Origin of the sequence: Roseobacter sp. N2S, assembly GCF_031454055.1 — a bacterium.
Classification (GTDB): domain Bacteria; phylum Pseudomonadota; class Alphaproteobacteria; order Rhodobacterales; family Rhodobacteraceae; genus Amylibacter.
This window is the reverse complement of record NZ_JAVDQB010000001.1, coordinates 1,069,402-1,088,959: the sequence shown is the minus strand read 5'-3', so window position 1 is coordinate 1,088,959 and position 19,558 is coordinate 1,069,402. Positions and strand designations below refer to the sequence as shown.

Genomic DNA, 19,558 nt, shown 5'->3' with positions numbered 1-19,558 from the left:
CCAATACGATTTTTTTCTATTTTTCTTTCATTTTCCCCTTGCCCTATGTTCGCCTTTCTCGCTATACGCTGCCACACGATAAGGAAGCGGGCGTAGCTCAGGGGTAGAGCATAACCTTGCCAAGGTTAGGGTCGAGAGTTCGAATCTCTTCGCCCGCTCCAAATCGTAAGTTAAGAAAACAATGGGTTACAGTGAAAACTGTAGCCCATGTTTCGTTTTGGGACAGTGTTGTTCATTTCCACCAACGCCACCACAGGGAAGGCGCTCAAAGCTCCGACTTGGCAATACGCCCCTTTCCTAAGCCACCCCGCATTTAATTTTCTAAGCACGAATTACACCAAATATTTCTGAAAAAAGCTTTAACGGCTGTGATGCTGAAAAAATTAGGGCGGATTGCGGGTTTTCGCCGCATCCTGTTCGAAGGCCAGCAATGCGCAGGAAGGGGACTTTGCAAAGTCTGAGCGAACGGCCCAAAGCGGACATGACAATCCGACGTGTTGGGCGGATTGGAGACCTAGGCTGCAATCTGCGCCAAGGTTCGCTATGCAGACAAAATCTGCCATTCCTGTAACCTGCTTTGTACTAACTTCAAAAATTCAAACAAATGTGTTCAAAAAATAATTCGATTCAAGATTATTGGCAAAAATTTAGCTTTCGCTATTGGAGCCAAAGAAGTCTGCGACGTACAGACTTAATATTTCCATTTAAGACGGAAAAAACTGCTTCTTCTGCCGCGACATGTTTATTCGCCAAGCTATACCCACCAAAAACACTGAATCTGGGTTGAGATCTTATTGTAAAGCGCATCCCACCTTCCCGCATTGAAATTGATACAATGTCCCAAAATTTGCAATCTGATGGTGTAATAGTATCCTTACAAAACTTAGTAAATCTCGAACTATGGGCATTCTTCTTTTTCTCTAATTCTTCTGCTGAAATCGTTTCGCTTGCATAAATATAGGTTGTTGAACTGACTGATGAGCCTGAAAAGGTAAAGGCTAACCACACAAAGCCTAGCAGTAGAGTTACGAATAGTCCTAAGACCCACAGGAATTTGGTTGAAAATGTCACCTATTTTGTTTTCCTTTATCGGGCCAAAATTACAAGCGTGACGTTCAATGTGGGCATTTTGTAATCCCTATTTGATCAGAGTGTTGGTTACTTGAGAATACATAGAACATGTTTGAAACTAAGTTAATCTCTAACCAGCTATTTGGAAACCAGCATGTAACTTTGGGCTGAGAGTTGCCGTTAGACACAAATGTCAGCAATAGGCCGTTCACCCCCCCCAGGGAGTATCCCACTATTTCCTCAAAAAAAATCAATGGAACTGCCCCCCCTACAAGCCAAAGACCGCCTGTAGGGGGGACAGGCGGCCTTTGGGACCGGTTTCAAGGGGGGTGTCGAGGCTTCCTAGCCCGCGATCAGCCTTGGCAGCCATGTGACGATCCCCGGGAACAGGAACAGGCAGGCTATGGCGATGATTTGCAGCAGCACAAACGGCAGGATGCCTTTGTAAATCGCCGAAGTGGGCAGATTAGCCGGCGCCACACCGCGCAGGTAAAACAGCGCAAAGCCGAAGGGCGGTGTTAGGAAGGATGTTTGCAGGTTCACACCTACCAGAACGCCCAGCCAGACCGGATCAACGTCCAGTGCCAGCAGGATCGGGGCTGTGATCGGGATCACGATGAAGATGATTTCAAACGTATCCAGAATGAAGCCAAGCACAAACATGATCGCCATCACCACGGCCACAGCCATCAAGGTACCACCGGGCAGGTTCGACAGGAACTCATGCACCAGATTGTCCCCCCCCATCAGGCGGAACACCACGGAAAACACCGAAGCCCCCATCAGGATCACAAACACCATACTGGTGATTGTCGCCGCTGACACCACTGTGTCGCGCAGAACCGCAAAAGACAGACGCCAGCGCAATGCCGCCAGCACCATGGCCCCCACAGCGCCCACAGAGGCCGCCTCGGTCGGGGTGGCGATACCGCCAAGGATAGAGCCAAGCACGGCAAGGATCAGGATAAAGGGCGGAACAAGGGCGACAAACACTTCGCGCATCAGGCCGCTCTTTTCTTCGGCGGGCACAGGCATGGCCGGGCAGGATTGGGGATCGGTGATCGCCTTAAAGGCGACAAAGCCCAGATACAGACCAACCAGCAACAAACCCGGCAGCAAAGCACCCGCAAACAGATCACCCACAGACACAGGCACAGGCGCAAAATTGCCTTTGGCCATTTGCACCTGACTGTTGATGCCAGACAGCATATCACCCATGAAAATCAACACGGTAGAAGGTGGAATGATCTGCCCCAATGTACCACTGGCACAGATAACACCCGTAGCCAGTTTCGGGTCATACCCAGCGCGTAACATGGCAGGCAGGGAAATCAGCCCCATGGTCACAACCGTGGCCCCCACAACCCCTGTGGATGCCGCAAGCATCGCGCCCACGATGACCACCGAAAAGCCCAAACCGCCGCGCATGCTGCCAAACAGCTTGCCCATGGTCAGCAACAATTGCTCTGCGATGTTGGATCGTTCCAGCATCACCCCCATAAAGATGAACAGCGGCACCGCCACCAACACCTCGTTGGTCATGAACCCGATATAGCGGTTGGGCAACGACCCGAAATTGCTGGGATCAAACACCCCGAACATCATCCCCGCCAGACCAAACAGCAAAGACACCCCTGCCAGTGTGAAGGCCACCGGAAAACCAAGCAAAAGAAACCCGATAATCCCAAAGAACATTAGCCCCGAGAGGAGCTCACCGATAAATACTGGGTCCATTAGATTTCTCTTTGCGCGTCTGTCATTTCGGGTACTGGGTATTGAATCCGCGCCGGAACAAGATCAGGGCGACCACCCAGAACCAGCACCGACCGGATCGCCATCGCCAACCCTTGCAGGGCCAGAAGGGCGGCAAACCCGATGATAAAAGTCTTTAGAATAAACAACCCGGGCATCCCGCCCACATTGGCCGAGGATTCATAATAGCCCCAAGAGCGTTGCACAAAGGGCATGGAATAGGTGTAAACCACCCAGCTAAAGGGCAGCAGGAACAGAACCACTCCGATCAGATCAATCGCCGCTTTGCGTTTGATGCTGGCAGGGCGATAGAAAATATCCACCCGAACGTGATCATCACGCATCAGGGCAAACCCCGCTACGCCAGTAAACATTGCGCCGTTTAACCAGATGTAAAGATCCTGCATCCAGACATAGCTGACTGCGAAAACATACCGCTGCACCACAACGGTGAAACACACGGCGACGATGCCTAAGGACAGCCAGGAAAAGGATTTCCCCAACCAGTAATTGATAGAGCAAATGACTCTGGCGCAAAACGCGATGGCCTGCATGTCTACTCCCCCTCTTTTGCGCGCCGTTTTCCAATGGGACGCGGTGTGATGCTACCCTGTAATTTGGTATCCCGAACGCCGTGCAGCGCAAAACCAACGGGTGGTCCGGTGCTTACACGGCCTATGCTGTTGCCTACAGGGAAGGAGACAGCACTGGCGCCGATTTACCCCTCGGCGTTGGATCATCCAAGTCAAAAACGCCTGACCTGACATGGGTTATGGTCGGTTTTACAAAAAACACCCGCCAGTTTGCACTGGCAGGTGTCTATTTTAGTGGCAGGGCACGGAACTTGGCGCAAATTTATACACCAAACCGCCCCTATCCTTAAATCTGGAAATAGGCTTCGCGGGCGTTCACAAATGCGCCGTCTGTTGTTTTGGACCGTGTCCGCACAATGTTCAGCGATTCGATAAAGCTTTCAGCCGTCTTTTTCACCAGCGGATCATCGGATTCACGCAGACCTGTCATGATTTCCTTCGCAGCTTCAGCACCGGCTTTCAGGATCTCTTCGGGGAACTGACGCACGTTTACACCGTGATCGTTGACCAGCGTTTGAAGCGCGCGCGGGTCGTTGGCATAGAAGTCGGACGCAACCTGATCGTATTCAGCCTGACACACATCGCGCACGATGGCTTGCAGGTCTTCGGGCAGGGCTTGGTATTTCTTCTTGTCCACAACCAGTTCAGTGGCCAGACCTGGCTCAACGAAGGACGGGAAGTAGTAGTTTTTGGCAACCTGATAGAAGCCAAGCGCCAGATCGTTGTAAGGGCCAACAAATTCAGCCGCATCCAATGTACCTGATTGCAGCGCCTGGAAAATCTCGCCAGCTGCCATGTTGGTGACAGTTGCGCCAAGTTTTTCCCAAACACGGCCGCCCAGACCCGGTGTGCGGAACCGCAGACCGTTTACGGAATCAACACCCGTCAGTTCGTTTTTGAACCAGCCACCAGCTTGCGTGCCAGTGTCGCCGGACAAAAAGCCCTGAACGCCGAATTGGTCATAGATTTCGTCCCAGATTTCCTGACCGCCCATGTAGCGCACCCAAGCTGTCAATTCGCGCGAGGTCATGCCGTAAGGCACACCCGTGAAGAACGACAAAGCTGGCGATTTATTCTGCCAGTAATAGGCAGCACCGTGGCTCATTTCAGCCGCGCCGTCGATGACAGCGTCAAGGCTTTGCAACGGGGGAACCAATTCGCCAGCAGAGTAAACTTTGATCGTCAGACGGCCGCCAGATGCGGCTGTAATCCGGTCGGCCAGACGTTGTGCGCCCACACCCAGACCGGGGAAATTCTTTGGCCAAGTGGTAACCATGCGCCACGTAAGGTTGCCCTGAGACACTGCAGGTGCAGCCAGTGTCGTGGCCGCAGCCCCAACGCCAAGCACACCGGCTTTTGAAATAAACGAACGACGATCCATTGTAGACCTCCCTATTTTACAAAAAACTTTCTGCCGTCCAATATGGGGACCAGCAGCAGGATTTCTCCATCCGCGCGGATAGAAGCAAAATTCAGGAAACTTGTCTATCGCAATCGGGTAATTGATTATGACATCCCTAAAAAGTGATCGACTTCTTGAGTTAATCTATTGTTTTAAAATCGGAAAAAATTTAAAATTCCTGCCGCCTCTTTGACTGAACAAGGGGCGGCAGGTAAATGGCGAAACAAGGATTTCGCGCGTTTCCAACCCAGCTTTCAGGCAGGATTTATTGGGTTAACGGCCCAGATATTCCGGCAGCCACAAGGAAATAGCCGGAAAGATAAGGATCAGGGCCAAGCCTGTCAGTTGCAGCAAGACAAAAGGAATCACACCACGGTAAATGGTGGTGATCGGCAAATCCGGTGCAATCCCGCGCAGGTAGAACAGCGCATAGCCAAAGGGCGGTGTCAGGAAGGAGGTTTGCAAGTTAACGGCCAGTGCCACTGCAAACCAAATCAGGGTTTCGTCTTTGGTCAGACCAAAATCCAAACCCGCGATGACTGGGGCAATCAAAGGCACCACAACCAACGTGATTTCCACCCATTCCAGAAAGAACCCCAGTACAAAAACAAAGGCCATGACGATCAGCAGCACAACATAGGGGCTGTGATCTTCCAGTTTGAACAGGTCGATGATCATGGCATCCCCGCCCAGTTTACGAAAGATCAGGCTAAAAATTGTCGCGCCGATCATCACAAACACAATCATCGCTGTGGTGCTGGTCGTGTCGCGCAGGGCCTGCCCCAGAACGCTTATGTTCAGCTTTCTGGAAAACAGCGCCAACAACATGGCCCCCGCCGCGCCGATTGCCGCAGATTCCGTGGGCGTCGCGATACCAGCCACAATGGTCCCCAGAACCGACAGGATCAGCACGATGGGCAGCAACAGATCCATCGCCAATGACATTGCCGCCTCCTTCAAGGGCATCGCTGGTACAGATTTCGCCGCAGGCATCCGTTCAGGCGAGCGCCAGACGATAAACAGAAGATACGCCACATAAAGCGAGGCCAGCAGCAGCCCCGGCATCATCGCTCCCATGAACAAAGCCCCGACAGAAATGCTCAGCTGGTCACCCAGAATGATCAGCATAACGCTTGGCGGGATCAGAATTCCCAAAGTGCCAGAGGCCGCGATCAACCCGCTGGAAATCCGCGGATCATAGCCGTTGTCCCGCATCACAGGCAGCGCCATCATCCCCATCAACACAACAGAGGCCCCGATGATCCCCGTCGACGCCGCCATGATCACCCCGATCAGCGCCACCGCAAAGGCATAGCCCCCCGGGATGGTACGAAACAGCGAAGCAAGCGAGCGTAACAACCGTTCAGCGATGCCGGATCGTTCCAGCATAAGCCCCATAAAGACAAACAAGGGAATCGCGATCAGCAGCCAGTTGGTCAAAACCCCCGAGAATATCCGCTGCACGCCGATGGATAGAAACAGCACAGGCACGCCAGCCACAAAGGCAAAGATGATACCCACGCCCGCCAGCACAAAAGCCACTGGATAGCCTGCGAAAATCCCTGCAATCAGGCCCAGCAGCATGGCGATTGGCCAGAAATATACATCACTCATGAGGGGTGTCCTTGGTTTGTGCGCCGAATATCAGGGTGTGAATTGACTGCCCTGCCCGTGCCAGCCCTGCCAGCCCCAACAGGGCAAACCCGATGGGCACAAAAGATTTGATCACCCAGATATTGGACAAGCCGCCATAGCTGGACCCCTCGCCCGAGGTCCAGGCGGTTAGGGCAAATTTACTGCCGTACCAGATGATGATCGCGCAAAACGGCACAAGCAGAACCAGATCGCCGATGGTTTGCAGGATCAACTGCACGCGCGGTGAAAAATTTGACGAAAGGAAATCGACCGAAACATGTTTGTCTTCGCGAAAGGCCACAGCCCCGCCGAATAAAACAACCAGTGCAAAACACCACCATTGCAGGTCCAACAACGTGTTCACACTGATGCCGCGCCCCAGCAGAAACAGGTTCGCATCCCATTTTCCGTAGTTGTTTATGCCAAGCTGCGCGGCGGCAACCGCCAGACAAACCATCAGGATAATCGCCAGAACCAGCCAGCCGACAAACCGACCCGGTGCCGCACATAACCAGATCACCCCAGTCAGAAATCTACGCATTTCATCCCCCTTTTCACCACCCGCTTTAGGTACAAAAAGCTGCCCAGAAAAGGGCAGCTTTCACACGTCAGATTAAAAAGTTCAGCGCGCGGGCAGTGCTTGCAGAGAACTCCACCGGCCAACGCTGTTGATGTATGCCGTCAGCGACTCGTAAGCTTCTTTAAAGATCGGATCGTTCTGGGCTTCTTCGGACATCACCTCGTTTGAGGCATCCCGCAAAGCAACCAGAACCTCATCAGGGAAACGTTTTACTGTGACGCCAGCAGCTTCGATCTTTTGGATCGCGGCCTCTTGGGAATTGATCTGATCGGCAAGGTTGTCGGTGATGTTGGCTTTACACGCCTCGATCATAATCGCTTGCGTTGAATCGGACAGACCGTTCCACACATCCATGTTCACAATGATCGAATCCCAGCTGGATGGCTGATGCCAGCCCGGGAAGTAGTAGTTCTTTACCACATCCTGAAAACCAAAGCCCACATCCAGTTGCGGTGCGGAAAATTCAGCCGCATCAATACGTCCGGTTTCCAAAGAAACATAAATTTCGCCCGCAGGAACCAACTGCGTGTTCGCGCCAAGTTTGGCCAGAGCCTTGCCGCCCAGACCCGCAATCCGCACGTTCAGGCCCTGAAAATCCGCAACCGTGTTGATCTCTTTGTTGTACCAACCGCCTGCTTCGGGAACCACCAAGTGGCAGGGTACGATTTTCACGTTATGGGGATCATAGGCTTTCTGGATAATTTCCAGACCGCCACCTTCAAACATCCAGCCCAGTGCAATTTCGGGACTGGGACCAAAGGGCATGGAACCGACAAGGTTCGCAACAGGGATTTTACCCGCCCAATATCCGATCCAGTCAAAGCCCATCGGCAAGGCACCGGTGCTGACTGCGCCAAAGACTTCGAACGGAGGAACGAAATCGCCTGAGCCATGGACCTTAATGTCCACTTCGCCGCCGGTCATCAGTTTGACCTTTTCCGCCCAATGCACAGGGCTTGGGCCGATAGAGGGCACGTTCAAGCCAAATACGCTTTGTAGATCAAAGCTTTCCGCCTGCGCCGAGCCTGCGATAGCCGCTGCACCAATAGCCGTAACCGCTAGTAAATTCTTCATAATGGTCCTCCCAGTTAAATGGCCCAAAGGCCGATGTATGATGCGCCAGAACGGTCTATCCCACCCTTGAACCACAATACCATCACAGAATTGCGTCTCAAATGCTCTTGGCGACTCGTAAATTATTAGCTATAAGATAACTAATTTGCAATACACAAATAACTGGGAGGCAAATATGTTCGACTTATCAGGCCGCATCGCGGTGGTGACCGGAGCAGGCCAAGGAAACGGTGCCGCGATTGCACGCGGGCTGGCACAAGCAGGCGCACATGTGGCGCTTTGCGATTTAAACGGGGACACAGCCGCGCAGCAGGCTGCTGCGATCAACGCCGAAGGTGGCAAAGCCATGTCAGCACAGCTGGATGTGACCGATCCTGACGGGGCAAAAGCCTTTGCATCAAAGATAGCGAAGGACTGGGGCGCGGTTTCCATATTGGTAAACAACGCAGGTATCATCCGCCGCAGCCCGCTGGACGCAGACACCTATGATGCAGACTGGGACGCCACATTCGCAGTGAACGTGAACGGTATGCGTCATATGGTGCGGGCATTTGTGGACCAGCTCTGTGAAACCCGCGGCAGTGTGATCAACCTTGGCTCTATCATGTCGCTGCAAGCGGCCTCTGCCATGACCGCATATGCCGCCAGTAAAGGCGCGGTTGCACAATATACCAAAGCCCTGTCCCACGAACTGGCCCCCAAAGGCGTGCGGGTCAACGCGCTGCTGCCCGGTGTCATCGCCACCCCGATGTCCGAAGTCACCCGCGACAACCCCGACGCCATTGCCCGATTTATGGCCCATACCCCCATGGGCCGCGTGGGTGAACCGGACGAACTGGCCGGTCCCACCGTCTTTTTGGCCTCTGCGGCCGCCAGCTACATCACCGGTGCCCTACTGCCCGTTGATGGCGGCTATCTGACAGCCTAATTCCTGGAGTTTTGAAAATATGACTTACGAAAAATACACCTGTGACGTGCTGGTTGTCGGCTCTGGCGCGGGCGGATTGGCTTCGGCTGTGTCAGCGGCACATCGCGGTTTGAAGACACTGGTTGTGGAAAAAGAGCCGGTCTTTGGCGGCACAACCGCCCGTTCTGGCGGCTGGATGTGGATTCCCAATAATGCACCTGCAAAACGGGCCGGCGTTAAAGACAGCGTCGAAATGGCGACGACTTATATGAAACACGAAACCGGCGAGCATTTTGATTCTGCCCGTGTTGCGGCCTTTCTGGAAGCTGGCCCAAAGGCTGTGGATTTCTTTGAAAACAACACCCACCTGCAATTCGACCTTGGCCCCACATTCGCCGATTATCACCCTGATGCACCTGGCGGAATCGACGGCGGGCGCTCGATTGTCGCGCGCCCCTTTGACGGGCGCGAATTGGGCAAAGACATCAAACGCCTGCGCCCGCCCCTGTCTGAAATCACCTTTCTGGGCATGATGATCGGCACCGGCAAAGAGTTGTTGCACTTTTTCAACGTCACCCGCTCTCCGATTTCGGCGTTTTATGTGGCCAAACTGTTCCTGAAATTCCTGCGTGATATGGCGTTTCATGGCCGTCCCATGCGATTGATGAACGGCAATGCGCTGGCGGCCCGACTGGCCAAATCCTGCGCGGAAAAAGACGTGCCAATCTGGACCCGCGCCGCCGTGCGCCAACTGCTGCGCGACGATTCTGGCCGCGTCACAGGGGCATTGGTAGAAACGGTCAAAGGCACCATCGAAGTGCAATGCTCCAAAGGTGTTGTGCTGGCGGCAGGGGGCTTTCCGCAAGACCCGACACGGCGCAAGGAACTGTTTCCCCATGCGCCAACGGGCTATGAACATGCTTCGCCTGCGCCTCCGGGCAATACGGGTGACGGGCTGCGGTTGGCAGAAGCTGTTGGCGCGACTGTGGATGACACGTTGCCCAACGCCGCCGCATGGGTGCCGATTTCGCGCCCGCTGAAATCCGATGGCACGCTGGGTACTTTCCCCCATTTCGTGGACCGTTCCAAACCCGGCGTGATCGGCGTCACCCGATCCGGCACTCGGTTTTGCAACGAGGCGAACAGCTACCATGATTTCGGCCAATCCCTGACGGCGCGTATTGCACAAGAAGGCGGCGAAACCTGCGCCTTTTTCATCTGCGACCATCGCACCCTGCGCAAATACGGGTTGGGCTATGTGAAACCCGCCCCCGTGCCTTATAAGCACCACATCAAATCGGGCTATCTGTTCTGCGGTCAAACTCCACAAGAACTGGCCAAACAGATTGGGGCTGATCCCGAAGCTTTGGCCCAAACCATTGAGTCGTTCAACGGTCCGGCACGCCGTGGCGAGGATCCTGAATTTGCACGTGGATCAACATCCTATAACCGCTCGTTGGGTGATCCCGAACACAAACCAAATCCCTGTGTCGCGCCGATTGAAACCGCACCTTACTATGCGATCAAACTGGTAATGGGCGATCTTGGCACGTTTTCTGGGCTGCGCTGTGATGAATATGCGCAGGTTCTGGATGACGCTGGCAAACCCATTGGCGGGCTTTATGCGGCGGGCAATGACGCGGCCAGCATTATGGGGGGCAATTACCCCGGTGGCGGTATCACCCTTGGGCCAGCGGTAACCTTTGGTTATATCGCCGCGCGCCATATGTCTGGCGCAAATGCGTAACCCGCAGGACTCCTCGGCACTTCTGGTAGGGCTGTGCTTCGGGCTTGCAGCCTCGCTTGGCTGGGGGGTCTATAATGTCGGGGTTGAAATCGGGCGCACACAGGGGTTTTCCAGTGCCGATCTGACCCTGCTGCGCTATCTTGGCGGGGCGGTTGTGATGCTGCCCCTGATGCTTGTGATGCGCAAATCTCCGATGCAGGGGCTGAACTGGGGGCGGTTGGCGGTGCTGACCGTGGTGGCTGGCCCACCCTTTGCCTGGTTCATCACCACAGGGTTTTCCATGGCCCCTCTGGCCCATGCGGTGGTGATCGGACCGGGTGTCACAATGCTGAGCAGTGCCGCCCTGTCCCGTTTCATCGACAAATCTCCTGTCAGCAAATCCCGACTGGCAGGCATGGGGTTGTTGGTGACAGGGCTGATGTTCATCGCTGCGGATCGCAGCGCCGCACCCCATGCAGGCGCAACCGCCGCCAGTGCTTGGCTGGGGGATTTGTGCTTTGTGGTGTCTGGTAGTCTTTGGGGCACATTCACATGGCTGATGTCCAGATGGCGGCTGGATTCTGTTGCTGCAACAGGGGCGATTGCCCTGTCATCCACGGTGATCTTCCTGCCGGTTTACCTGTTGTCCACGTCAACAGTCGTAACCGACCTTGGGCTTTGGGCCATCCAATTCGCATATCAAGGCGTTCTGGGCGGCGCTTTGGCCATTGTGTTCTACGTTTTGGCCGTGGTGCGCCTTGGTCCGATTGCGGCAGGGGTGTTCCCCGCGCTGGTGCCACCATTGGCGGTTTTGATGGCCATTCCCATGACAGGGCGGGTGCCGAACCTGCCCCAAATGGTGGGGATTATTGTTGCAACACTGGGTTTACTTGTCTCGTTAAACTTACCGGGTCTGATGGGGCGCTGGCGTGCTCATGGCCGAAATCCCGCGAAAGTTTCTCGGTAAATTCCAGCAATCCTGTGGTGGCCTCGCCTTTGGGATCAAGGTCGATCAATCCCGTCGGCCCGATCGCCGTCACACATAACTGCATCGCGCCCGTGTGATCAAATACGGGCGCAGCCACTGCCGAAACCCCGGGAATTGGCATATCCCGCGTGATCGAATAGCCAAGTTTTTTGGTTTCCGCCACGGCGCGGTTGTATGCGGCCTCGTCTATGTCAAACAAGGCGCGGCGGCGGAATTCATGGTCAGTCAATTCCCGTTCAATCACTGGTTTTGTCATGGAGGGCGGTAGGAATGCGGCAAACACCCGTCCCGTGGCTGTGACCGTCATGTTATAAATGCCGCCCACCTGCACATTCGCATGAATCCGCGCGGCATATTCTTGAACATAAGTGATCGTCGGCCCCTGCGCACCCCAAACCGACACGGAAATCATCAGCCCCAGCGCATCCGAAAGATCGCCCACCCGCGCGATGGTATCGCGGTAGGCATTCTGCCCGCGCAACCGCGCCAACCCCAGTTGCAGCGCAAAAGGGCCAAGCTGATAGGTGCCACGCGCGGTTTGCTCTACCATTTCCATCGCCCGAAAACTGACAAGGTAGGGGTGCAACTGTGCAGGTGCCACATTCAACAGCGCCGCCAGATCCCGCAGCTTGATCGGCCCATAGGCATTCGCCAACTCTCGTAAAATACGCCCGCCGGTTTCGATAGACTGCACACCCCGCGATGCGGGTTCGGATTGAGAGGATTTGGGCATCGTAAAGCCTTACTAGGGGCGGCGGAGCAAGTCCTGCCAAGGATGGTTTACCATACACATCACAAGGCAAAATCAATAGAGCCAGTGCGGTAAAAACTGTTTTTTTGGACGAACATTCGCCCCGAGCAAATCATGCCAAACCGGTTGAAACACCAGCAGAGCACGGGATCAGAGCACCGTAAAAAAACGCCAGAAAATCGTTAAAAAAATATTACCCACACCCATAAGGCGAAAACTGGCTCACATTTAATGTGCTGTTAAATATATTAAAAACCGCAACACCTTACCTAAAAAAATTCCACGTAAACTTTTCACACCATCACAGGTTGACTCGACTCAGTATCTGCGGAACCGTTGAGGCATATTCAAAATATCCGATTTACCCGCCCGATTACCCACTGAATTTGCTTTTGTGTTCCAACAGAAAAAGAGATTTTTATGCTAACCATACCCGGAATCGAAATCACCGTCGTAAAAGAGCTGGTCCCCCGCGGTCTTGGGGCTGCTGGCGTGTTGGGCATAGTGGGATGCGCCGAACGTCCGCTGGCCGATCAGCCGCTGCGCGAAGTCACCACCCTGTCGGAATTCCGCGACCTGTTTGGCGCGGGCTCTGTGGCCTCTATGCCAGAGGTGGAGTTGGCCTTTTCCAATGGATTGAAATCACTGGTCTGCGCCGCCCTGCCTGCCTCGGCGGGGTTGGCGGCGGGCTTGAACGTGCAATTCGATCTTTTCGCGGCGGATGACACCCCGACGGCAGCGCCTTTGCGGGTGTCGGCACGGGCAGCGGGGGTTTGGGGCAATGATTTATTCGTGCGCTTTGTCACCAAAGGCGCGGGCGCTGCCAAAACCGTCGATGTGTTTATCTTTATCGGCAGCACAAATGTGCAGGCGGGTAAGTTTTCTGAAACCTTCCGAAATCTGTCCACTTTGGTCGATGATCCGCGGTTTTTTATGACCGTGATCAATGGCGAAAGCGGGCTGATCAAACTGCCAGCAGCCGTCCCCCCCGCGGCTGTTGGCGGGGCTATCGCACCGCAAAACATCAAGCCAGACAATCCCCCCGTGGCGCTAAGCGGCGGTTTGGAACCCACTGTCAGCGCCTATTCCGCAGCGCTGGAACGGCTGGAAACCCAGCGGCAGGTGGATATGGTGATTGCGTCCAACCGGATTAGCAATGCCGCCGACGCAACCGAGCTGAATTCCGCGGTGATTTCCCATTGCGAAACCATGAGCCGCAAAGCCGCCAACCGCATCGGTCTGGGGCAAATCCCGCCCCATGGCACCACCCGCCCTGATATTGAGTCCGCTAAAGCTATGGCGCTGGCGCTAACCTCGGACCGCTTTGTTTTGACGGCCCCAAGCGGTTATGTGGGGGCGGTTGCAGGGCTGTTGTCCGCGCAGAAATATTTCCAGTCTCCCACCTTCAAAACCCTGCGCGGAATTGCGGCCCCGAATTTCGATTTTTCGGATGGGGATTTGAAAACCCTGCTGACTGCTGGTCTGTTGCCGATTGACACATTGCCGCGCAAAGGCGTGGCCGTGGTCAAGGGCATCGCCACCAGCCAGTACCAGATCAACGTGCAGCGCACAGCCGATCGCGCGGTGCGCACCGTGCAGAATATTGCGATTGATTACATAGGCTTGCTGAACAATCAGGCTCAACGCAGTGCCCTGCGCCAGCGCATAGACGAGGCGTTCAACGCCATGTACCGCGAGGGTGCACTCGTGCCCAGCGCCGATGGGCTTTCACCCCCCTACGAGGTGGAAGTCACTGCCACAAACGCGGATGCCGCCGCCGGAATCGTGCGTATCGGCATCGCTGTGCGCCCCGTACGCGCCATTGATTACATCTACGCGACGATCAACGTCCGCGCCTTTTAAGACCCTACATTTGCCGAAGGATGCCCGGGCAGTCCCCGCCCGGACTCCGTCAAAATCATAAGGATAGATCCATGCCAAAAATCCTCAGCGCCAACCGGTCCAAAGTTCTGATCGACGGCGAACCCGTCGAAGGCCTGCAAGACATCAGCTTTGTCACCGACCGCCCCAGCCAGGACATCGCAGCCATAGGCGAGGCCGAGCGGATCGGCATTATTTTTGGGACAACCCGCGTCACAGGAGTGATCAAAGCGCGGTCCACCGTTGCGGTGTTGGATGAAAAATTCAACACCAACCAGTCGTTTCAGGTGGTGATTTCCACCAATTTTGACGGGGCTGACGGCGAAGAGGAAAACGTCATCTCGTTGCAGGAATGTTATGGCCACGGCAAACGGTTTGCCATGGGCGTGGGCGGCGTGGCCGAAACCCTCTATGATTTTAGCGCAACCCGCGAGTCTGCAGGCTGATGGCTGCCCAGGCCCATATAACCGCACCTTTTGATCTGGTGCTAGAGGCGGGACATTTCCGCCTGACCCTGCCTGACTGGGGGCGCTGGCTGGATATTCTGGACCGCGCCGCACGGGGGCAGGACAGCACCGATCGCGCCGATCCCGATCGCCTGTTACAAGCCTGGATTGCAGCCAGTGTCGAACAGGCCGATGCGGCCCAGAACTTTCGCCCGATCCCGCGCATTGCCGATTTGCCAGCGGTTCTGGCAGACACGCTTTTGGCCTCTGGAACCAAAGCGTTAGAGACCCAGCGCAAGGAATTGAACGTCCAAGTTGCCGCTGTGGATGACGGGGCTACTGTTACAACGGTCCAGCATGAATTCACCTTGCACCCGCTTAGCTTTTCCGCTCGAAACACCTGCCTGCGCGATGCGTTGGTGCTGCAGGCCGACGGTCCGCAAATGAACGCCAGCCTGTATGAGCTGACCCTTGTGGCCCGCTCGACCACCGACACGAAAACAGATGCTCCGATCAGTATCCCCACCCTGCGCGCCCTGCCCCTTGTGGTCGGCGAAGCCCTGATCACCGAGGCGCGGCGGCTGTCTGATCCTGCGGCTGGCACTGAAATCCACGCCTTTGCCAAGGCTGGCCTACAGCACCCTGATCTTGAACTTGCAACCCTGTGTCTGACCTTTGGCATAACCCCCGATGCGGCCGAGGCTTTGCCCGCTGCCACCGCCAAACGGCTAAACGCTGCCGCGCGGTTGCTGGCCGCAAGCGCACCGCAGCCTGCTTCACACACGGCCACTGCACCGATGGGTGATAACGTCACGCAGATTGTGATCAACGATGACTAATCCCGCCGCATATCTGCGCCCCCGTTTGGGCGATGCGCTGTCCCAAACTGCGGGTTCGGTTCTGACACTGGCCCATCAGGCGCTTGTGCGACGCGGACCAGAGCGGACAGATGCCGCGGGTTTTCCTAGCGCGGAAACCACAGTTTTAACGGATCAGGAAGCGGGGTTGCGCGCGCCCGCGCACAGGGTAAACTCGGCGGTTTTTGATCCGCCAGAACATGGCCAGCATCAGCCAGTCGCAGCGCAAGACGTGGCCACGTCCTTGGCGAAAGCAACTTCGGATGCCCTTTCCCCAAGTGCGTTAAAGCCCAATCCCAACAGCGAGATCACGCCTTCACAGCAGGTTTTAAAGCTGGTGACAAACAGCCCTGTCACACAGGCCGACACGCAAACAGAACAAGATGATACACGGCAAGATACAGCTACTTCGTCACAGCTACTGCTCAAAATGCTGCGTAACGGGATTGCGCGCCGTACGGCAGCTTACGCAGCCCAAATCCAGACTGATCAGACGTCGATGCCCATGCAAATTTATCCAGACGGGCGCGCAATGGTCAATTTGCCAAACCCGTTTGCGACGCGAAATGCGCAGCTGCAGGGGATAGGTTTGCAAGGGGGCAGCCCACAGGAGGGGCAAACGCCGTTCAGTATTGTCCAGCCCCAACAGCCTGCGTTTGAAACCACTGCAACGGGACAGCGCAGTGCTTCATCTGTTGGCAGCAAAACTATCCCCTCGCGTAATGCAAGCGCTGCCCTCGAAACAACCAACACAAGTAGCGGTTCGCTTTCTGCTTTAGTGGACAGCCTTTTGCGCCCGAACACCCAAAACGCGCAGAACGATGCCCCGCTGCAAGCCCCTGCCCCTAATGCCGAAGATGATTTCGATTTTCAAACCCGCCTGCGCGCGGCTTTGGCCGATATTCTGGCCCAAGACATGCTGCGCCACGGCCTGCGTATTCCGGGGGTTTTCTGATGGCAGAGACAGTGCTGATCGGCGATCTGGAACTGAACCGCGTCACTGAATTACGGGTGGATCAAACCCGCAATCTGGCGACACATTCGGTACCCGGATGGGACAGTGATCTGGTGCAGGATCTGGGCCAAACTGCCGCCCGTATCACCCTGTCCGGCCTTGCACTCGGGCCTGATGCCGGCACACGCCTAGAAGAATTGCGCAGCAGTTTTGCCAGTGGTGCACCGCAGGATTTTGTGTCCTCTGCCGCGGTCGGGGCGGATATTGAACAGACGCTTCTGGAATCCTTGAATGTGGTGCAATCGGGGAAGATGCCCGGTGGTTACGCTTATTCCATGAGCCTGCGCCATTATGTGCCGCCCCCTGCGCCCACAATCGGCGGGTTTTCCACTGATTTTCTGGCCGAACTTGGCGATCTGGATGCCGCCCTTGGGTTGGATGCTATGGCCGGTCTGGCGGATGCGCTGGGACAGGCCCAAGGCGCGCTGGATGCCATTGATACGCTGAAAGACTTTGTCGAAGACGCGGCGGCCTTTGTTGAAGGCGCCATGGGAATTCAGGCGCTTTTGGATGCCGCCGGAAAGGTGATTTCTGCATCCGACACCTAATTTTCACCATTTGAATTTGCCACTCTGAAAGGATTTTTGACATGGCTACTGGAACCGAACTTTTTAATGAACTCGATCAACGCTCCAAGAATATTTCACTGGCGTTGAACAACCTGAACACCATTATTTCTGGCGGTGAAACCTTTAACGGCGTCACCTTTAGCAATGATCTGATCTGGCCTCCGGGGAACGATCCGGTAGCAGATGCAGTGGATGTCACAACCCATCTCACAGCGATCAATGACGCCTTCTCCGAACTAAAAGTCACCGACAATCTGGAAGACGCCATCGACACATTATTCGAAGGCCTGCCCGTGGGCGACGCCATCATGTCCGCTAGCACCGAGATCAAAAACTTCATGACCAAAGTCAATGACGAGGTGCAGGGCCTGTTGAACACCGCGGGGCTGGATGATCGTATTACCGCGTTTAAGGAGCTGAACAATCCCGCCTCTGGTGCGCGAACAGACCCTGATTTTGGCTATGTCCAAGGGGTGCTGGATGTGTTTAACGCGGCGGCCAACAGCAATCTGAACACCCAGCCCGTGACCGATGCAATCAATGCGGTGGAAGGGGTCCTTAGCAGCAAGGACGCCTATCAGATTTTTGCGACCTATGTGGCGCAAAGCACCGCTTACCTGTTGAAATCATTGGCTGTTGGCCCAAAGGGTAGCGATGACCGCTAAGACTGGCATAACCCTTACCGTAGACGGTACAGATGTTCCGATCCGGTCCCTACGGCTGGATCGGGGGCTGGCCTATCCTGTCGGGCGCGCGCAAATTGTACTGCCCGCAGGAGTGGCCCCCCCCGCAGTAGATGCGCTGGCCTTTCTGACAGCGCAAACCGGCGGCAGCACCTATCGCTTGATGACAGGCAGTCTGCAACAGGTGACAAACAGGGCCACAGGGGCGCATCTGACCCTGTTGGAACCGTTGGCCGCGTTGAATGTCACGCAAGCCGATACAGCCTATTCCGCCACCACGGCGGGGCAGATTATCACCGATCTTTGTGCCGCTGCCAGCGTGCCTGTGGGGACTATCCTGCCCGGGTTGACCATTCCCCATATGGTGCTGGGGTCGGGCATCTCCCTGCTGCGCCATTGTCTGCGGCTGGCACAGCTTAGCGGCTTGGCCCTGACCAGTGATGCGAACGGATTGGTGTCCACCGCCGCGCTGGCTGTGCCTGTGCCAACGGGCAGTTTTGATACCCAGAGGGCAGCGCAGGAACTGGCCGATGTGTCCTTCCCCGACAACAACGCCAAAGCACGGGTGACAGGGGCAGGTGCGTTTGGGGCCAGCGGCCCCGGCATGACAACCCTGCCTATGGCGGACCCTGCGTCTATTCAGTCTGGCCCGCCAGACGCCGCGATCCAGACCCGTGCCGCCGCGTTGCGGATTTTATCCGACACGCTGGTGCTGCAAACCGCAACCGATCAGCGCAGTGCTGCCTTGTCAGCGGGCGTCAAATTACACACGCCGTTGCCTGTTGCCGCATCGCCCGGTGACGTGGTGACGATCCCTGATGCCAACGGCCTGCCGCTGCGCCTGACACGGATAGAATCCCTGTCTGTCACCCTGTCGGCTACGGCGGGTCTATCGGCGCAATATGCCTTTTCAGATGTAAGGGGGATGTGATGCTGGATCTGGTGACCTTGATAAAATCGGTTGTGCAAAACGAACTGGCGTCCAACCAACCTTCTGCCTTTGGGGTGGTGGACAGCCTGCACCTGCCCGATGCGGCAGGGCTGAACCAATACGCCTGTGATGTGCGCCTGCAAGGCAGCACAGCGGTCTATCAGAAAGTGCCAATCAGCAGCAGCTATCTGGGCCAACTGGCACCGTTGATGGTCGGCGATGTGGTGGTGTTGCAGTTTATCGGCGGCGATCCTGATGCGCCCGTCATCAGCGGTTTGATGTTTTCCGAAACCGTCTCCGCCCCCGAAATGGCCGAAGGTGAACGCCTGATCCGCCTGCCCCACAGCGCTGCGCCCGCAGATCAAATCGAAATGCGCCAGACCGCTGGTACCAACGGGTCGCGCATCTGGCGCGTCACCCTGCCCGAAGGCCCAGAATTGCAGATGACCGATACCAGCATTGCCGCGCAACTGGACGACTTTGCCCTGACCCTTGATGCGGATGCTGACACAGCCACCCTGACCAGCGGAGGCGTGACCTTTACGCTGGATGGATCGGGCAATGCGGCCCTGTCGGCAGACGGTGACATCACCTTTGAAGCAGGGGGCAATCTGATCCTGAAATCCAGTACAAACACCGAAATAAAAGCCAGCGGCACCATGGCGCTGAAGGCTTCGAAAATTGACCTGAACTGAGG

General features: G+C 55.7%; 19 protein-coding genes and 1 tRNA gene. 12 read left to right on the top strand and 8 right to left on the bottom strand.

What is annotated here, in order from left to right; translation table 11 throughout:
• The first annotated feature begins 86 nt into the window (after positions 1-86).
• A tRNA-Gly gene (locus tag GGE09_RS05375) sits at positions 87-161 on the top strand.
• A 496-nt stretch (positions 162-657) separates the two neighbouring features.
• Here the strand turns inward: GGE09_RS05375 and GGE09_RS05370 are convergent.
• The 7 genes from GGE09_RS05370 to GGE09_RS05340 all read right to left on the bottom strand — a co-directional run bounded on the left by GGE09_RS05370 (position 658) and on the right by GGE09_RS05340 (position 8,107).
• Positions 658-1,071: a hypothetical protein gene (locus GGE09_RS05370; RefSeq protein ID WP_309744591.1), complete on the bottom strand. Its 414-nt coding sequence runs from the start codon at positions 1,069-1,071 to the stop codon at positions 658-660.
• A gap of 342 nt (positions 1,072-1,413) precedes the next feature.
• A complete protein-coding gene (locus tag GGE09_RS05365) occupies positions 1,414-2,805 on the bottom strand; it encodes a TRAP transporter large permease subunit (protein ID WP_309744589.1) in 1,392 nt (463 codons plus the stop codon).
• Positions 2,805-3,377, bottom strand: a complete 573-nt coding sequence (locus tag GGE09_RS05360; protein WP_309744587.1) for a TRAP transporter small permease subunit — start codon at positions 3,375-3,377, stop codon at positions 2,805-2,807. Before GGE09_RS05360 ends, GGE09_RS05365 begins: the two co-directional genes overlap by 1 nt.
• A gap of 325 nt (positions 3,378-3,702) precedes the next feature.
• Complete coding sequence (locus GGE09_RS05355; RefSeq protein ID WP_309744586.1) at positions 3,703-4,797, bottom strand: TRAP transporter substrate-binding protein; 1,095 nt, start codon at positions 4,795-4,797, stop codon at positions 3,703-3,705.
• A gap of 294 nt (positions 4,798-5,091) precedes the next feature.
• Complete coding sequence (locus GGE09_RS05350; RefSeq protein ID WP_309744584.1) at positions 5,092-6,432, bottom strand: TRAP transporter large permease subunit; 1,341 nt, start codon at positions 6,430-6,432, stop codon at positions 5,092-5,094.
• Positions 6,425-6,994, bottom strand: coding sequence for a TRAP transporter small permease subunit (locus tag GGE09_RS05345; protein WP_309744582.1), 570 nt, complete (start codon positions 6,992-6,994; stop codon positions 6,425-6,427). The genes GGE09_RS05350 and GGE09_RS05345 overlap by 8 nt, the downstream gene beginning before the upstream one ends.
• An 81-nt stretch (positions 6,995-7,075) precedes the next feature.
• Positions 7,076-8,107 (bottom strand): TRAP transporter substrate-binding protein, encoded by a 1,032-nt coding sequence (locus GGE09_RS05340; RefSeq protein ID WP_309744580.1) that lies wholly within the window; start codon positions 8,105-8,107, stop codon positions 7,076-7,078.
• A 175-nt stretch (positions 8,108-8,282) separates the two neighbouring features.
• Between GGE09_RS05340 and GGE09_RS05335 the strand changes: the two genes are divergently transcribed.
• Genes GGE09_RS05335 through GGE09_RS05325 form a run of 3 tightly spaced genes read left to right on the top strand, consistent with a single transcriptional unit; the run spans position 8,283 to position 11,707 of the window.
• A complete protein-coding gene (locus GGE09_RS05335; RefSeq protein ID WP_309744578.1) occupies positions 8,283-9,035 on the top strand; it encodes a glucose 1-dehydrogenase in 753 nt (250 codons plus the stop codon).
• Positions 9,036-9,054: 19 nt separating this feature from the next.
• On the top strand, positions 9,055-10,761 hold the full coding sequence (locus GGE09_RS05330; protein ID WP_309744576.1) for an FAD-dependent oxidoreductase: 1,707 nt from the start codon (positions 9,055-9,057) through the stop codon (positions 10,759-10,761).
• Positions 10,754-11,707, top strand: a complete 954-nt coding sequence (locus tag GGE09_RS05325) for a DMT family transporter (protein ID WP_309744574.1) — start codon at positions 10,754-10,756, stop codon at positions 11,705-11,707. The genes GGE09_RS05330 and GGE09_RS05325 overlap by 8 nt, the downstream gene beginning before the upstream one ends.
• Here the strand turns inward: GGE09_RS05325 and GGE09_RS05320 are convergent.
• A complete protein-coding gene (locus GGE09_RS05320) occupies positions 11,607-12,461 on the bottom strand; it encodes an IclR family transcriptional regulator (RefSeq protein ID WP_309744572.1) in 855 nt (284 codons plus the stop codon). The genes GGE09_RS05325 and GGE09_RS05320 overlap by 101 nt on opposite strands.
• A gap of 438 nt (positions 12,462-12,899) precedes the next feature.
• Here GGE09_RS05320 and GGE09_RS05315 point away from each other — a divergent pair, with 438 nt between their 5' ends.
• The 8 genes from GGE09_RS05315 to GGE09_RS05280 all read left to right on the top strand — a co-directional run bounded on the left by GGE09_RS05315 (position 12,900) and on the right by GGE09_RS05280 (position 19,556).
• On the top strand, positions 12,900-14,342 hold the full coding sequence (locus GGE09_RS05315; RefSeq protein WP_309744570.1) for a phage tail sheath subtilisin-like domain-containing protein: 1,443 nt from the start codon (positions 12,900-12,902) through the stop codon (positions 14,340-14,342).
• Between the two features lie 71 nt (positions 14,343-14,413).
• Positions 14,414-14,806, top strand: coding sequence for a hypothetical protein (locus GGE09_RS05310; protein WP_309744569.1), 393 nt, complete (start codon positions 14,414-14,416; stop codon positions 14,804-14,806).
• Complete coding sequence (locus tag GGE09_RS05305) at positions 14,806-15,645, top strand: hypothetical protein (protein ID WP_309744567.1); 840 nt, start codon at positions 14,806-14,808, stop codon at positions 15,643-15,645. Before GGE09_RS05310 ends, GGE09_RS05305 begins: the two co-directional genes overlap by 1 nt.
• Positions 15,638-16,618, top strand: coding sequence for a hypothetical protein (locus GGE09_RS05300; RefSeq protein WP_309744565.1), 981 nt, complete (start codon positions 15,638-15,640; stop codon positions 16,616-16,618). Before GGE09_RS05305 ends, GGE09_RS05300 begins: the two co-directional genes overlap by 8 nt.
• Complete coding sequence (locus GGE09_RS05295) at positions 16,618-17,226, top strand: DNA circularization N-terminal domain-containing protein (protein WP_309744563.1); 609 nt, start codon at positions 16,618-16,620, stop codon at positions 17,224-17,226. The genes GGE09_RS05300 and GGE09_RS05295 overlap by 1 nt, the downstream gene beginning before the upstream one ends.
• 41 nt (positions 17,227-17,267) lie before the next feature.
• Complete coding sequence (locus GGE09_RS05290; protein WP_309744561.1) at positions 17,268-17,912, top strand: hypothetical protein; 645 nt, start codon at positions 17,268-17,270, stop codon at positions 17,910-17,912.
• Positions 17,902-18,861, top strand: a complete 960-nt coding sequence (locus tag GGE09_RS05285) for a hypothetical protein (RefSeq protein WP_309744559.1) — start codon at positions 17,902-17,904, stop codon at positions 18,859-18,861. The genes GGE09_RS05290 and GGE09_RS05285 overlap by 11 nt, the downstream gene beginning before the upstream one ends.
• The gene (locus tag GGE09_RS05280; RefSeq protein WP_309744557.1) at positions 18,861-19,556 is read left to right on the top strand and encodes a hypothetical protein; all 696 of its coding nucleotides are present in this window, start codon (positions 18,861-18,863) and stop codon (positions 19,554-19,556) included. The genes GGE09_RS05285 and GGE09_RS05280 overlap by 1 nt, the downstream gene beginning before the upstream one ends.
• Positions 19,557-19,558 lie beyond the last annotated feature (2 nt).